Source organism: Mycobacterium sp. NBC_00419 (genome assembly GCF_036023875.1).
Taxonomy (GTDB): domain Bacteria; phylum Actinomycetota; class Actinomycetes; order Mycobacteriales; family Mycobacteriaceae; genus Mycobacterium.
This window is the reverse complement of record NZ_CP107931.1, coordinates 3391837-3406800: the sequence shown is the minus strand read 5'-3', so window position 1 is coordinate 3406800 and position 14964 is coordinate 3391837. Positions and strand designations below refer to the sequence as shown.

The 14964-nt window shown below is 67.6% G+C and carries 17 protein-coding genes; 8 read left to right on the top strand and 9 right to left on the bottom strand.

Translation table 11 applies throughout. The features are described from left to right. Positions 1 to 29: 29 nt before the first annotated feature. The 3 genes from OG976_RS16110 to OG976_RS16100 are packed head-to-tail and all read right to left on the bottom strand — an operon-like array spanning position 30 to position 2660. On the bottom strand, positions 30 to 713 hold the full coding sequence (locus OG976_RS16110) for a hypothetical protein (protein WP_328350534.1): 684 nt from the start codon (positions 711 to 713) through the stop codon (positions 30 to 32). Between the two features lie 19 nt (positions 714 to 732). Then, positions 733 to 1365: a PaaI family thioesterase gene (locus tag OG976_RS16105; protein WP_328350532.1), complete on the bottom strand. Its 633-nt coding sequence runs from the start codon at positions 1363 to 1365 to the stop codon at positions 733 to 735. Then, a complete protein-coding gene (locus tag OG976_RS16100; RefSeq protein ID WP_328350530.1) occupies positions 1362 to 2660 on the bottom strand; it encodes an adenylosuccinate synthase in 1299 nt (432 codons plus the stop codon). The genes OG976_RS16105 and OG976_RS16100 overlap by 4 nt, the downstream gene beginning before the upstream one ends. Positions 2661 to 2729: 69 nt before the next feature. Here OG976_RS16100 and OG976_RS16095 point away from each other — a divergent pair, with 69 nt between their 5' ends. The 3 genes from OG976_RS16095 to OG976_RS16085 are packed head-to-tail and all read left to right on the top strand — an operon-like array spanning position 2730 to position 4725. Then, a complete protein-coding gene (locus OG976_RS16095; RefSeq protein ID WP_328350528.1) occupies positions 2730 to 3338 on the top strand; it encodes a peptidase M50 in 609 nt (202 codons plus the stop codon). Between the two features lie 25 nt (positions 3339 to 3363). Continuing rightward, complete coding sequence (locus tag OG976_RS16090) at positions 3364 to 3936, top strand: hypothetical protein (RefSeq protein ID WP_328350526.1); 573 nt, start codon at positions 3364 to 3366, stop codon at positions 3934 to 3936. A gap of 9 nt (positions 3937 to 3945) precedes the next feature. Further along, positions 3946 to 4725: a site-2 protease family protein gene (locus tag OG976_RS16085; RefSeq protein ID WP_328350524.1), complete on the top strand. Its 780-nt coding sequence runs from the start codon at positions 3946 to 3948 to the stop codon at positions 4723 to 4725. Between the two features lie 141 nt (positions 4726 to 4866). Here the strand turns inward: OG976_RS16085 and OG976_RS16080 are convergent, their stop codons facing one another. Beyond that, a complete protein-coding gene (locus tag OG976_RS16080; protein ID WP_328350523.1) occupies positions 4867 to 5508 on the bottom strand; it encodes a TetR/AcrR family transcriptional regulator in 642 nt (213 codons plus the stop codon). 135 nt (positions 5509 to 5643) lie between these two features. Here OG976_RS16080 and OG976_RS16075 point away from each other — a divergent pair, with 135 nt between their 5' ends. Both OG976_RS16075 and OG976_RS16070 read left to right on the top strand, forming a co-directional pair. Next, positions 5644 to 6540 (top strand): cation diffusion facilitator family transporter, encoded by an 897-nt coding sequence (locus tag OG976_RS16075; protein ID WP_328350521.1) that lies wholly within the window; start codon positions 5644 to 5646, stop codon positions 6538 to 6540. A gap of 4 nt (positions 6541 to 6544) precedes the next feature. Beyond that, complete coding sequence (locus OG976_RS16070) at positions 6545 to 8332, top strand: FUSC family protein (protein WP_328350519.1); 1788 nt, start codon at positions 6545 to 6547, stop codon at positions 8330 to 8332. A gap of 56 nt (positions 8333 to 8388) precedes the next feature. Here OG976_RS16070 and OG976_RS16065 read toward each other — a convergent pair whose 3' ends face one another. Beyond that, complete coding sequence (locus tag OG976_RS16065) at positions 8389 to 8805, bottom strand: DUF3151 domain-containing protein (protein ID WP_167107064.1); 417 nt, start codon at positions 8803 to 8805, stop codon at positions 8389 to 8391. A 91-nt stretch (positions 8806 to 8896) separates the two neighbouring features. On the opposite strand from OG976_RS16065, the gene OG976_RS16060 reads away from it, so the two are divergent. Then, complete coding sequence (locus OG976_RS16060) at positions 8897 to 9631, top strand: Rv0361 family membrane protein (RefSeq protein ID WP_328350513.1); 735 nt, start codon at positions 8897 to 8899, stop codon at positions 9629 to 9631. Between the two features lie 12 nt (positions 9632 to 9643). Here OG976_RS16060 and fbaA read toward each other — a convergent pair whose 3' ends face one another. Beyond that, positions 9644 to 10681: a class II fructose-bisphosphate aldolase gene (gene fbaA / locus OG976_RS16055; RefSeq protein ID WP_328350511.1), complete on the bottom strand. Its 1038-nt coding sequence runs from the start codon at positions 10679 to 10681 to the stop codon at positions 9644 to 9646. A gap of 124 nt (positions 10682 to 10805) precedes the next feature. On the opposite strand from fbaA, the gene OG976_RS16050 reads away from it, so the two are divergent. After that, positions 10806 to 11471, top strand: coding sequence for a VTT domain-containing protein (locus tag OG976_RS16050; protein WP_328363634.1), 666 nt, complete (start codon positions 10806 to 10808; stop codon positions 11469 to 11471). 130 nt (positions 11472 to 11601) lie between these two features. Continuing rightward, positions 11602 to 11856 carry a hypothetical protein gene (locus OG976_RS16045; RefSeq protein WP_328350509.1) on the top strand — a complete coding sequence of 85 codons (255 nt, stop codon included), beginning with the start codon at positions 11602 to 11604 and terminating at the stop codon, positions 11854 to 11856. 85 nt (positions 11857 to 11941) lie between these two features. On the opposite strand, the gene OG976_RS16040 is transcribed toward OG976_RS16045, so the two are convergent. The 3 genes from OG976_RS16040 to OG976_RS16030 form a co-directional block, all read right to left on the bottom strand. Beyond that, positions 11942 to 12592, bottom strand: a complete 651-nt coding sequence (locus OG976_RS16040; RefSeq protein ID WP_328350507.1) for an SRPBCC family protein — start codon at positions 12590 to 12592, stop codon at positions 11942 to 11944. Then, positions 12589 to 13731: an XdhC/CoxI family protein gene (locus OG976_RS16035; protein WP_328350505.1), complete on the bottom strand. Its 1143-nt coding sequence runs from the start codon at positions 13729 to 13731 to the stop codon at positions 12589 to 12591. Before OG976_RS16035 ends, OG976_RS16040 begins: the two co-directional genes overlap by 4 nt. A 114-nt stretch (positions 13732 to 13845) precedes the next feature. After that, a complete protein-coding gene (locus OG976_RS16030; RefSeq protein ID WP_328350503.1) occupies positions 13846 to 14874 on the bottom strand; it encodes a hypothetical protein in 1029 nt (342 codons plus the stop codon). Positions 14875 to 14964: the final 90 nt, after the last annotated feature.

Below are 14964 nucleotides of genomic sequence, written 5' to 3'. Positions count from 1 at the left end.
CGCTCGGCGGCACGATGTGCTCGGTACGGCTAGCCATGCTCCCAGTACTCGTCGCGATGCCGCTCGAAAACCCCTGCGCGGGTGAGCAGTAGCACGCTCACGATGAGAACCCAGACCGGGAACGCCATCACGATCCACATGTTCAGGTCGCTGGCCACCAGGATGCCCACGGCCGCAAGGTAAGTCAGCCCCACGAGCCACTTCGGCATCAAGTCGGTGCGCAACCAGATGGTCGCCAGCGACATCATGAAGACGGCGGCCATCTTCACTGCGTACGTCTTCGACAGCGCCAGCACCGTCATCTGACCGAAGAGCGCGACGTCGGTGTTGATCTCGGTACCCGCGACCGCGAGGTTGCTGCCGGCAAGACCGGCTCCGACCGCCGAGGTCGCGAACATCATGGCCAGGAACAGCAGCCCGCTGCCCAGGAACACCGTGGAGAAAAACCTGTCCTCATAGCGCCCGAACCCGTCGCGGATCACGCCGATGAACCACAGGAAGCTGATCCCGGCGAACGGCATGAGCTTGGCCGCGACGTTCATCTTGGCGCTACCGGTGTCGAGCCACTGCGATCCCGGCGAGCCGCCTTCGGGCAGCGACGTCCGGATCAGGATGAGCACCGCGCCGAACAGCAGGGCGAACAGCACTCCGGCCAGGGCGGCGGCCCGCGGGGTTGTCAGTGCCTTGAGCGTCCTGGAGCGATGTTCGATCACGCCGTCATGGTGACAGATGTCAGGGCTGGCCGGGCAGCAGACGCACCATCAGACCATGAGCTTCAGCGAGCAGTTTTCCGTCCGGGTCGGTCATTTCGGCCTTGACGAACGCCTTGCGACCCTCCGCCCGGTCCAGCCAGCCCCGCACGGTCAGCGGCACGTCGATGGGTGTGACATTGCGGTAGTCGACGTGCAGGAAGGCGGTGCGGCTGATCGGGCGCCCGGTGGCGTGGATGACCATGCCGAACACGGAGTCGAACATCAACGGCAGTACCCCGCCGTGGACGGCGTAGTTACCGCCGACGTGGAACCGGCTGAACTGCACGCTGAGCTCGACGCCGTCGCCGGTGAACTTCGCTACGCGATAGGGCGCCATCAACAGGCTGCCTGCGCCGGGAAGGCTCGGCACCCGGTTGGCCGGACCCACGCCCTCGGGCGCCTCGAACGGCGCGAGCAGTGCGGCGAGTTCTTCGGCGCGGTCCGCGGCGACGTCCCAGGTATCGCGATCGGGGTCGGCCGACACCGCGAAGTCCTGCACCCGCCGCATCGCCTCAATGAACCGGCCGAAGCCCGGACCGGGGTCGGCGGGCTCGAACTTCGGGAAGCCGCCGTGGCGGTCGTACTCGGGGTCTACCTGGTGCGGGTCGCTCATCCCCGCGGCGCCAGTATGTCGCGCCGCACGATCGTCTGATCCCGGCCGGGGCCGACGCCGATGCACGAAACATGCGCTCCGGCAAGCTCTTCCAGCCGCAGCACATAATCACGTGCCTTCGCGGGCAGGTCGTCGAACTCGCGGGCTGTGGAGATGTCCTCCCACCAGCCGGGCAGTTCCTCGTAGATCGGCTCGGCGCGGGCGATGTCGCTCTGGGTCATCGGCATCTCGCTGGTGCGCTTGCCGTCGACCGTGTACCCGACGCAGACCGGCACGGTCTCCAGGCTCGACAACACGTCGAGCTTGGTCAGGAAGTAGTCGGTGATGCCGTTGACCCGGGTGGCGTAGCGCGCGATGACAGCGTCGAACCAGCCGCATCGCCGGGGCCGCCCGGTGGTGACGCCCACCTCGCCGCCGGTCTTGGACAGGTAGGCGCCGTACTCGTCGAACAGCTCGGTCGGGAACGGACCCGACCCGACCCGGGTGGTGTACGCCTTCAGGATTCCCAGCACGGTGGTGATCCGGGTCGGACCGATCCCGGATCCGACGGCCGCACCGCCGGCGGTGGGGTTCGACGACGTCACGTAGGGGTAGGTGCCGTGGTCGACGTCGAGCAGCGTGCCCTGCGAACCCTCCAGCAGCACGGTCTCGCCGGACTCCAGGGCATTGTTGAGCAGCAGCCGGGTGTCGGCGATGCGGTGTTTGAAGCCCTCGGCCTGTTCCAGCAGGGTCTCGACCACCTCGTCGGGGTCGAGCGCCTTGCGGTTGTAGATCTTGACCAGGATCTGGTTCTTGAGCTCCAGGGACGCGCCGATCTTGGCGGCCAGCAGGTCACGGTCGAGTACGTCGGCGACCCGGATGCCCATGCGGGCGATCTTGTCCTGATAACAGGGGCCGATGCCGCGACCGGTGGTGCCGATCTTCTTGCTGCCCATGTAGCGCTCGGTGACCTTGTCGATGGCCACGTGATACGGCATGAGCAGGTGCGCATCTGCCGAGATCAGCAGCCGCGACGTGTCGACACCCCGCTGGTCGAGGCCCGCCAGCTCGGTGAGCAGCACGCCGGGGTCGACGACCACCCCGTTGCCGATCACGTTGGTCACCCCGGGCGTCAGGATGCCCGACGGGATCAGGTGGAGTGCGAAGTTCTCACCCGTCGGCAGCACCACGGTATGGCCGGCATTGTTGCCGCCCTGATACCGCACCACCCACTGCACACGGCCACCGAGAAGATCGGTGGCTTTTCCCTTGCCTTCGTCACCCCACTGGGCGCCGATGAGGACGATTGCCGGCATGGCATTTCTCCTGCTTATTGTGGTCAAGCCGGTGACCCACCCTATCGGAGCGCGAGACGAGGAGTGTCGTTGACCAACACCGATATCTCCGTGTTGCGTTTCGGGGACCGTCGGATACCCCGTCCACTGGCCTCGTTGCGGTGCCACGACGCGGACGGCGCGGCGGGTATCGACGCCGCGGTCGAGGGGCTGCGACGGGTCGTCGTGGTGGGCACCGAGGCAGACCTGGCGACGGTGCTGACCCGGCTGCTGCGCACCGAACGGCTGGACGTCGAAGTCGCCCACGTGACGGGATGGCGCGGGGCGCGGGCGGCGGTAACGGCTGCGGCGCAACGGGTTCCGTTGATCCGCGACGAGTCGGGCACGGTGGTGGTGGGGGCGGCGTTGTGGCTGCCGCCCGGGGATGAGGCCACGCTGCACGGGGAAGCCGTCGTCGACGACGAGGTGCTCTTCGACGGGCCGGTCCGGGGTGTGCGGATCGAGCCCATGACGGCGATGCCGGGGCTGCGGGCCGCGGTCCTGACGGGCCGGATGCGCCCACAGCGCTGGCTGACAGGCCGGGCCGTCCAGTTCGGCGGCACGGGCGCCCGGGTGGTCCGGGACGGGGTGAGCGGGCCGCGCGAGGTCAAGCGGGCGGCGTTCTACCGGCACGTCACGGGGTGGCTGCGCGTCGGCTGACCGCGACGGATGACATGATCGCGCCGTGTGGTGGTTCTACACCGTCATTCTGGGCACGTCGTTCGCCCAGGTACTGGGTGAAATCGCGGTCGCCGTACGGGAGTGGTCGCGAGACCGCGAGCGGCGGCCATTCGTTCCTGCGCTGTTGTGGCAGGTGTTCCTGCTCGCGCTCATCGTCGAGGTGTGGCTGGCGGTGACCTACTACCGCGACACCGTCACGCAGATCTCGATCCTGGAGTTGCTCGGGTTCCTCGCCGTCCCCGCCGGAATTCTGATCATGTCGTTCCTGTTGCCCGCGGCGAAAAGTGACCCCGGCGACGTCCTGTCCCCGGCTGAGTCATTCGACCGGGTCCGGCGGGTGTTCTTCGGGGTGTTGATCGGCGTGGTCGCCATCAATCTGCTGCACGGGTTCGCGATCGGTCAGCAGGGATGGGACTCCGACCTGCTATTTCAGTCTCTGATCATCGCCGGCGGCGTCCTCGGGGTGTTCCTGCGGAGAACACTCGCCGACACCGCGCTCGCTGCGGTGATGATCGTCGTCCTTGCCGCCTACATCGGACTCGGCTACTCCACGGTCCTCATCGACAGCACCGGGTAGCTTCGTGGCGTGAGTGTCCGCCCCCTGCATCAGTCCGTGCGTCCGAGCCCGATCTTCCTGGTCATCGTCGCCGTCACCGTGCTGGGCGGGGTGCTGGCATGGCTCGCCGCGGACACCGTGCGGCCGATGGCCTACGCCGGGGTCGTCATCTTCGTCATCGCAGGCTGGGTGGTCTCGCTGTGCCTGCATGAGTTCGGGCACGCCTATACCGCGTGGCGGTTCGGCGACCACGACGTCGCGGTGCGTGGGTATCTCACGCTCAACCCGCTGAAGTACTCCAGCCCGCTGCTGTCGATCGGCCTTCCGCTGCTGTTCATCGCGTTGGGCGGGATCGGACTGCCGGGCGGAGCGGTGTACGTCCGTACCGGGCTGATGACGCCCCGGCAACGCACGATCGTCAGCCTCGCCGGCCCGTTCGCCAACCTGGTGCTCGGGGTGCTGCTGCTGGCCGCCACCCGGCTGTTCTACGACCCCGACCACGGCGTGTTCTGGTCAGCCGTCGCATTCCTGGGGTTTCTGCAGATCACGGCGTTGCTGCTGAACCTCCTGCCGATCCCCGGGCTGGACGGCTACGGCGCCCTGGAGCCGCATCTGAGCCCCGAGACGCAGCGGGCGGTGGCACCGGCCAAGCAGTTCGGGTTCTTGATCCTGCTGGTGGTCTTGCTGGCACCCGGGCCGAACCGGTGGTTCTTCTCCCTGGTGTACGGAGTCTTCGACGTCTCTGGCGTTCCCGGTGGTCTCGCGGCGATCGGAGCCCAGCTGACGCGGTTCTGGTCTGCCTGGGCATAAACGAAGACCGGGGCGTGACCGCAACGACCCCCTCTTTCGTTGCCGCCTCACCCCGGTCCTCATACCCCGGTAGGCATCACAAACATACTGACATGTATGTGAGTGCGGAAGTGACTTTCGTCCCTATTTACTAAAGCGTCATTAATTTGGGGACTCCAGCCAGTCGCGGAGCTCCGGATGCACCATCCGGCGCAGAACGGTGGCCGCGGTCTGCCACCGACGCTCGGCCTGGGTCTTGTCGGCATCGACGAAGCTGGGGATGAGAATGCCGCGCAGGGTGTCCATCGCGGTGTAGACGAACTCGAGCATTGCCGGGTGCAAGTGGTGCGGAACCGGCTCGAGCACGGCTGCGGTGACCGCACTGGCCGCGATCGGCGCGAACTTCGAAACCTCTCGGGCCAGCTCCGGATCAGTGCGGCCGGCAACCCAAAGTTCAACCACTGGAACGAATCCCGGTGCAGCGTGGACGTCCCAGATGAGGTCGAGAATCGCACCGATCGGGTCAGCGGCTCGGGTGAACCCGTCCTTGAACCCGGTGACCACGGTGGTGACAGTCCGGGCCGTCATGTGGTGCATCGCGGCCGTGATCATCTCGTGCTTGGAGCCGAAGTGATGCATCTGGGCGCCACGGGTCAGGCCCGCCATCTCGGCGATGCGCGGGGTGGTCGTGCCGGCATAGCCATAGATCGTCAAACACTCGACGGTCGCGTCCAGGAGTCGGGCACGGGTCGCCGCACTGCGTTCCTCTTGGGTCCGCCTGGGCTGGTTGGGCGACATCGACATGGCTCGAATTCTACTGAGGGTCTGTTTTCAGGTGAGGTTACATTCCCAATGGTACGTAAATGTGACCACAGGCGGGGGATCAAACGTCAGACCGTCGCTTGCGACATATGCAACTTCTTGCATATATTGCTCGGCATGGGAGCAGGGCACGACCACAGCCACGGCGCAGACACCCGCGTGAGCCGGATGCTCATCGCGGCGGCGATCCTGACCGTGTTCTTCGTCATCGAACTGACGACGGCGCTGATGATCGGATCGATCGCCCTGCTGGCGGACGCCGGGCACATGCTGACCGACCTGGTCGCGATGTTCATGGGCCTCACCGCGGTACTGCTGGCCAAGCACGGCCCCGCTTCCGCAGCACGCACCTACGGCTGGCACCGCGCCGAGGTGTTCACCGCCGTCGCCAATGCGGTGCTGCTGATCTGCCTGGCGATCTTCATCCTCTACGAGGCGTTCGAGCGCTTGGGTGATGCGCCGGAGGTTCCCGGCGTGCCGATGATCGTGGTGGCCATCGCGGGCCTGATCGCCAACGCGGTGGTCGTGCTCCTGCTGCGGTCCCAGTCCGAACAGAGCCTGGCCGTCAAAGGCGCCTACATGGAGGTGGTGGCCGACACCGTCGGCAGCGTCGGGGTGCTGATCGCCGGCATCGTCACGGTCACCACCAGCTGGCCGTATGCCGACGTGGTGGTCGCGGTCTTCGTCGCGCTCTGGGTGTTGCCCAGGGCGATCGCCCTGGCCAGGGCGGCTCTGCGGATTCTCTCCGAATCCTCACCACGCCACATCGACGTCGACGAACTGCGCACAGCGCTGGCAGCGGTCGACGGGGTCACCGAGGTGCACGATCTGCACGTGTGGACGCTGGTGCCGGGCAAGGACATGGCGACCGCCCACCTGACCAGCAGCGGGGATTCCGACCGGGTACTCGACGACGCCCGGGCGGTGCTGGCCGCCCGCGGCCTCGCGCATGCGACCATCCAGGTCGAGCCGCCCGGCTGCGCCGACGACTGCCCCGGTCAGACGGACTGGTAGCTAGTTGAGCGTCCCGTCGCGCTGGCCCGTCGGCCTGCGCGCGGCAATCAGCACTGCCATCCCCGCTACGGCCGGCTGGGCCGCGGGGGCGATGGGTTCCGGACTTATCGCCACCCTGGGCGCGTTCACCTCACGCTTCGGCGGGGGCCGCCCATACGTCAACCGCGGTATCGAACTGGCGGTGGTGGCGGTGTCACTTGCCGCGGCCGTCGCAGTGGGCGACTGGTCTGCTCAGGTGCCGTGGGCCGGTGTCATGACGGTGTCATTGGTCGCGGTCATGGCGGTGTGGCTGTGCAATGCGCTCTCCGTTGGGCCGCCGGGCGCTTATGTGTTCGTGGTGGCGTGTGCCGCCGGTATCGGGGTCTCGGCTGCCCACCTGGCCCCCTGGACGATCGGGGTGCTGGTGCTCGCCGGCGGAGCGGTGGCCTGGCTGGTACAGATGGCAGGCGCGCTGGTCGCGTTCCGGAGGCCCGAGCGTGCCGCCGTCGCGGCGGCAGCCGAGGCCGTCGCCGACTACATCGAGTCGGCTGACTCCCTGCAGGAACGGGCAGCCCGCCACCGCGCGGCCAGCGCGCTGCACAAGTCCTGGAGCGTTCTGGTCAACTACCAGCCGTTGGCGGCCTCCAAAACCAGCGTGCTGCACCGGCTGCGCGCGGCCAACCACGCGGTGCATGTCCTGTTCACCACCGCGGTGGCCGCCGCAGCACAGGGGTTCGCCCCGGCCGCGGACTCGGCGGAGACAGCGCGCCGGATCGGTGCGCTGCAGTTGGCACCGGAAACCGTCGCGGCCCGGCCGGCTGACCAGATACCGCTGGGCAGCCCGCCGCTGGTGACCGTGTTGCGCCGCGCGGTCAGCCCGGGCTCGCATGTCCGCCACATCATGCAACGGGTCGCCGTCGGAGTTCCGCTGGCCGGTGCGGCAGCGATGGCGTTGGGGATCGACCACGCGTACTGGGCCATGGCGGCTGCAGTGCTGGTGCTGCATCAGGGCGCCGACCGCAGCAAGACGTTGCGCCGAGGTGCCGAGCGGCTGGTGGGCACATGGGTGGGCCTCGGGCTGGCCGGGGTGATCCTGTCGCTACATCCTCGCGACCTGTGGCTGGTGCTGCTGTTGGCGCTGCTGAATCTCGTCATCGAGCTATTGGTGGTCCGAAACTACACATTGGCAACGGTTTTCATCACCACGACAGCGTTGACCATCTCGTCGGGAACCCACCCCGTCGACATCGGCCATCTGCTGCTGGCGCGTGGCACCGACACCCTCATCGGTTGTGCGGTCGGGGTGGCGGTCTTCTTGGTGGCGGCACGGTGGCAGGAGTCGACCCGGCTCATCGATGCGATCGCGCGCACGCTGGAGGCGGCCGCCGAGGTCTTCCCCTACATCGCCGCCGGCGACACCGCCGGTCTCGCGGCCCGTGCGGCCCGCCGAGATCTGCAGATCGCGGCGATCGGATTGATGGAAGCTGACGAGGCCGCCGCGGCCGGCGCACCACGCAACCGGGCGATCGCCGAACAACTGTTGCCGGCGGTCACCGCGAGTGAACAGTTGGCGTACCGCACAATCGCGGCCTGCTGGACCGTTGAACACCGGTCCGATGGCGTCGACTTCGGCCGGTCACTGTTCGGCGGACGTTCGGTTCAACCGGACGTCCTGGCCCTGCGTGAACTGGCGGCCGCGGTGCGCGGTGGCGAGGTGACGCCCGAGCCCGGCGATCCCCCGCCCTTCATTGCAGACCAGGTCATCGAGCTTCACCGATCGCTGGGCCACCTCGCCGAAATCGACGAAAGGTAGCGGTCATCTCGCAGTTCCGCGCCCAGAGGTGAATATGGGCGCGGAGTGCTGGACCGCTAGACCAGACCGAGTGCCGGACGGGCTGCCGGGTCGCAATCGTCAAGCAGGTCCAGGCAGCGGGCGAACTCGTCGGTTTCGCCGATGGTGTCGGCCGCGCGTGCGAGTGCGGCCACACAGCGCAAGAAACCGCGGTTGGGTTCGTGATGGAACGGGACGGGACCGAATCCCTTCCAGCCGTTGCGGCGCAGCTGGTCCAGACCACGGTGGTATCCGGTCCGCGCGTAGGCGTAGGCGGTGATCGCCTTGTCGTCGGCCAGCGCGTCCTCGGCCAGGCACGCCCACGCCACCGAGGCCGTCGGGTGAGCCGCCGCCACGATCGCCGGGTTCTCGCCGGCCTCCAGTTCGGCTTCGGCCTCGATATCACCGGGCAACAAGACTGGCGCGGGCCCGAGCAGATCCCCAAATGACGTCATCGGACCATTGTGCCGTGCCGCCGCGGCCCGGTGGGACCACCCAACCGATAGGGTCAAGAGCACCAGCACTCGAGGAGGACCGCAGCACGCCATGTCGAACCCGCCCGGGCCCGACCACGACGCCGACGAACCCGGCGCCGAAGACCACGGCGGTCAGCCGCCTCAGGACACCGAGGGCACCACAGAGGTGTTCACGGCGGCCGACCCCAACCCTGAACGTCGTTACACCGCACCAGGTTTCGATGCCGGCTCGACGCAGATCATCGACCGCCCGCCACCGGACCCCGAGACCGAGATCATCTCGACCCCGACCGAGGTCTTCCCCGTTGCCGAGCCACCGGTCCGCACCGGCCCGCAGCAGATCCTGCCGCGGGCGCCGCTGACGCGGCGGCGCAGCTGGGGTGTGGTGATCGCGGTCATCGCCGGCATCGCGGTGCTGGCGGCCGTGGCGATCCTGGCCGTCATCCTGTTCACCCGGAGCAACGCGCCCAAGGTGTCCCAGGAAGAGCTCGTGCGCACCACCATCGAGAACTTCGACACCGCCGTCCAGAGCGGTGACCTGGCGACGCTGCGCACCATCACCTGCGGGCCGACCCGGGACAGCTACGTCAACTACGACGACCGGGCCTGGACCGACACCCACGCGCGGGTGGCTGCCGCCCGTCAGTACCCGGTGGTGGCCAGCATCGACGAGGTGGTGGTCAACGGCGAGCACGCCGAGGCCAACGTCACCTCGTTCATGGCGTTCGACCCCGCGACCCGCTCAATCCGCAGCTTCGACCTGCAGTTCCGCGACAACCAGTGGAAGATCTGCCAGACCTCCTAGTGATGTGGGCAGTCAGCCCGCGGAGACCGAACGCCCGGCGCTGTGCAGGTCGTTGCAGGCCTCGACCACGCGCTCGGACATGCCCGCCTCGGCCTTCTTGAGGTAGCTGCGCGGGTCGTAGACCTTTTTGTTGCCCACCTCGCCGTCGATCTTGAGCACGCCGTCGTAGTTGGCGAACATGTGGCCGGCCAGCGGCCGGGTGAACGCGTACTGGGTGTCGGTGTCGACGTTCATTTTCACCACGCCGTACTTCAGTGCGTCCTCGATCTCGGACTTCAGCGAGCCCGAGCCGCCGTGGAAGACGAAGTCGAACGGCTTGGAGCCCTCCGCCAGGCCCAGCTTGGCCGACGCCACCCGCTGGCCCTCGGCGAGCACCTCGGGCTTGAGCACCACATTGCCCGGCTTGTAGACGCCATGGACGTTGCCGAAGGTCGCGGCCAGCAGGTACTGGCCGTGCTCACCTGCACCGAGGGCGTCGATGGTCGCCTCGAAGTCCTCAGAGCTGGTGTAGAGCTTCTCGTTGATCTCGGCTTCCACACCGTCCTCTTCACCGCCGACCACGCCGATCTCCACCTCGAGGATGATTCTGGCGGCAGCAGCCTGCTTCAGCAGTTCCTGGGCGATCGCCAGGTTCTCTGTGATCGGCACGGCCGACCCGTCCCACATGTGCGACTGGAACAGCGGATCGTTGCCCTTGGCGACCCGCTCGGCCGAGATGGCCAGCAGCGGGCGTACGTAGGTGTCGAGCTTGTCCTTGGGGCAGTGGTCGGTGTGCAGGGCGACGGTGATCGGGTACTTCGCCGCGATCACATGCGCGAACTCGGCCAGCGCCACCGCACCGGTGACCATGTCCTTGACCCCCAGACCGGAGCCGAACTCGGCGCCGCCGGTCGAGAACTGGATGATCCCGTCACTGCCTGCGTCGGCGAAGCCCTTGATGGCGGCGTTGATGCTCTCCGAGCCCACACAGTTGATCGCTGGGAACGCAAAGGAGTGCTCCTTGGCGCGAGCCAGCATCTCCGCGTAGACCTCGGGGGTGGCGATGGGCATGGCACTTCCTCTCGGCAAGTTCGGCGCAACGGAGTCAGTATGACAAGAAGCCGGTCGGCTGGCACAGGGCGCTCGGGCGCCACCGGTACCCTTGGGCGTCGTGACCATCACCACCCTGGCCCTCATGCCGGATTTCCTCGACCCGATCAAACTGATCGAGCAGTTCGGCGCCTGGGCTCTGGTCGGCATTCTGGTCGTCGTCTTCGTCGAGTCCGGGGTGCTGTTCCCGGTGCTGCCGGGTGACACCCTGCTCTTCGTGGCGGGCATGCTCGCCGCCGGAACCGCCGCGCGCGGCGCCGCCGTGGACGCCAACTTTCAGTTGTGGCAGCTGCTGGTGTTCATCCCGATCGCCGCCATTCTCGGCGGCCAGGTCGGCTATTTCATCGGCCGCTTTCTCGGTACGGCGATGTTCAAGCCGAACGCGCGGATCCTCAAACAGCGCTACCTCGACGAAGCCCACCTATTCTTCGAGCAGCGCGGGCCGTTCGCGATCGTGCTCGCCCGTTTCGTCCCGATCGTGCGCACCCTGGCCCCGATCACGGCGGGCGCGGCCAAGATGAAGTACGCCGTCTTCACGCTGTACAACATCATCGGCGCGCTTTTGTGGGGTATCGGCCTGACATTGCTCGGCTATGGCCTCGGCCAGTTCGAGATCATCCAGAAGCTGATCGAGCCGATCTTCATCCTGATCGCGGTCGCCTCGATCGCGCCGATGGTGTGGGAGTGGTATCGGCGCCGCAAGGCGGCCGGCACGGCAACCGACGCGACGGACCCGGTCACCGAGCCGTAACCGGCCTCAACCGACGCCGCCCGGACGAAGGCGACCCCACCGCGTCCAGCCAGCTCCCAGGAAATGGCCAGCAGTTCTGCCAGGGACCGCGTCTACCTTTTCGGAATCTGTACGAAAGGACACAGGTTCCATGAAGCTCATTCTCAAGGCATCGGCAGTCGCAGCGGGTATTGGCTTGGCGACGCTCTTCGGCGGCACCGCAGTGGCTTTCGCGGGTAGCCCGACGACCACGCTGACGATTCAGGACGGCGACAGCGGCCACGACGGCGCGGCCATCGACAGCGACGGCACCCAGGGCAGCTACAAGGCGGCGATGGACGGCTCGGAGACCGGCCCGCTCATGGTTGCCACACCCCAGGACAAGGCGCACTCCACCAACGGCTGACGCCCCGGGGTGTCCTCGCTGAATCCATCAGCGCGGCAACAGAATTGCGCGGCCGCAGCGTCGACACCCCGCAGTAGCAGTCAGGTCACCCCCGGTGTCGCCGGCGCAAAATCACGACGAGGATGAGCAGGGCCAGCGCGGCGACGCCCGCTGCGGCGTACTTCGTCGCGGCGGTGCCGCCTGCCAGCTCGAGCAGGTCGATGGGCTCCGGCTCCGGGGCCGGGGTCAGACGGGGCGTCGGCTCGGCGACCGACGTAGCGGCGGGTTCGACAACCGGTTCGGCGGGCGCGTCACCCTCGCCGAGCTTGGCCTCCAGCGCGTCGACGAACTGTCCCAGCAGTTTCTCCGAGACCTGCTGGAGCATGCTGCTGCCGAACTGGGCCAGCTTCCCGACGATCTTGAGATCGGTGTCGACGCTGACGCGGGTGTTCTGACCCGCCTCGTGCAACTGCAGGGTGACTACCGCTGCGGCATTGCCCGTCCCCCGGGCCTCCTTGCCGCGCCCGTCGATCAGCGCGCGGTGCGCGACGTCGTCACGTTCCAGGAAGTGCGCCTTGCCGTTGAACTCACTGGTGACCGGACCCACCTTGACCTTGACCTTGCCGATGAAGTCGTCGCCCTCACGGCCCACCAACTGCGCGCCGGGCATCAACGGAACCACCTGCTCCATATCGCTGAGCACGGCCCAGGCCTTCGCGATCGGGACGCTGACGGTGAATTCGTTGGCGATCTTCATGGGTTCTCCTCATCGGTGGTGTCGTCGTCGTGGTGAATCCGGCCGGCGATATCTGACAGTGGACGCCCGCCGCCACCCCACTGCCGGGAGATGATCTCCGCAGCGATCGACACCGCTGTCTCCTGTGGTGTGCGCGCGCCGAGATCCAGTCCGATCGGGCTGGCCAGCCGGCTCAGCTCGGCGTCGGTCAGGCCCGCCTCGCGCAGCCGGGCGAGCCGGTCGTCATGGGTGCGGCGCGAGCCCATCGCCCCGATGTAGCCCACGTCGAGGCGCAGCGCCACGTCCAGCAGTGGGACATCGAATTTGGCGTCGTGGGTGAGCACACAGATGACCGTGCGGGCATCGATCGCTGCGGCGTCGACCTGCGCCGCCAGGTATCGGTGCGGCCAGTCCACGACCACCTCGTCGGCGGTGGGGAAACGCGCGCTGGTCGCGAAGACGGGTCGGGCGTCGCACACGGTGACCCGATAGCCGAGGAACGAACCCTGTTGAGCCACTGCTGCGGCGAAGTCGATGGCGCCGAAAACGAGCATCCGCGGGCGTGGCGCATGGCTGGCTACGAACACCTCCATGCCCTCACCGCGACGCTGACCGTCCGGGCCGTATGTCAGCACCTCGCTGCGCCCGGCGGCCAGCAGGCCGCGAGCATCGTCGGTCACCGCGTCGTCGGCCCGCGCGGACCCCAGGGTCCCTTCGACCCGCTCGGGCTCGATGACCAGCCGCTGGCCGATGCGTGCGGCGTCGTCGTGGGTGATCACAGTCGCGACCGCGACGGGGCGATGACCGTTGATCGCCTCGACGAGGCGATCGATGTGGGGGAAAGTATTGCGAGACAACGGTTCCACAAAGATGTCGAGGACTCCGCCGCACGTGAGACCGGCGGCGAAGGCGTCGTCGTCGCTGACCCCGTAGCGCTCGAGGCGCGGGACTCCGGTCTCGACGACCTCGACGGCGCTCTCGTAGACCGCACCCTCCACGCAGCCGCCCGACACCGACCCGGCGACCGAGCCATCGGGCGCCACCACCATCGCGGCACCGGGCTGCCTTGGCGCCGAACGGAAAGTGCGCACGACGGTGGCCAAGCCGGCGGTTTCGCCGGATCGCCAGATCGCGACGAGTTCCGCGAGGACGTCCTGCACGGCATCAAACGTAGGCGACGGGTTCCAGAACCGGCACCTGCGGGGTCGGCGAAACCTAAGCGAAGTGCTGAATTCTCAGCGGAATTGCGGGGATGGGCACCGCGGCGGTAGTGATCACGCGAGCCTGATCACGGCGGCATAGCCGTCGTGATCACCGGTGCTCGCCGCCTGGCTGGAGTATGTGTTGCCCAGGTTCACCAGACCCAGATCGCTGCCTCCGGCGCGGATCAGGCCGGCCCGCAGCGCCTCACGCGCGATGTGAAACGACACGTACAGGTGTCTGGGGACAAAGTGATACAGCCCGACCTGCTCACGACTGAACGACGCCGTCCACACGAAACCCGTCCCGCCTGACAGTGGAGCGGGGCCGAAGACCCGGCCATGGTTGTTGGGCAGCAGGAAGTTTCCGTCTGAATAGGCGCCCAGCGTGGTCGAGGGCTGCTGGGTGTAGATGACCCCGTCGATCAGTCCGGTGAAACCGGTGCTGTGGATCGACATACTGGGGAACCCTGCGGCGGCCATGGCCGCATTGAGCCGCTGGGTGGACTGCGCCACCGTGGTCGACGTCGAATCGACGATGACGATGTTGATCGGCTCGTAGAGCGTCTTGCATCCGTGCTTCACACCGCCCCAGTCGGCAACCGCGTTGTCCGGACGCAGCATCCACTTCCCGATGTCGCCGTACGGCGTGTGGGCGGTGTCGGCGGGTAAGGGCGGCGCGACGGTGACGACGCCGCCGGCAGGCACGTGCCAGCTGGCGACCCAGTCGACAACCTCGGAGACATCGCTGGGCGTGATCCCGCTGGCCCGCTGGGCCGGTCGGCCGACGGTAATCGTCGTTGTGCGGATGGCGGTGGCCACCGTCGCCGACGAGGCTCTGCGGGTGCCAACCGTGACGACCGGTGGCCGGGTGGACGGCGCGACCGCTGCGGACGGCGCAGCCGCGGTGCGCCGGGTACGCGCGGTCGCAGCGGTGGCTCTGCCGGACGGACCCGGCGAATGCGATGCGGTGCTGACCGACGAACTCGACGCGGAGTCCACGTCGGCTGAAGCGGCCCCCTGACCGGCCACCAGGACCGCCGCACCGAGTCCCAGCGTCACCGCCGCGGCGTACCACCACGACTTCGGTGCCGCTCGCGGCATGTCGGTGCTCCACGGGTTATCGGCCACACGGACCGGTCTTGCGCTGGAGCATACGGGCCGAACTGTGGCTCTGTGACGCACTCGGGAAAT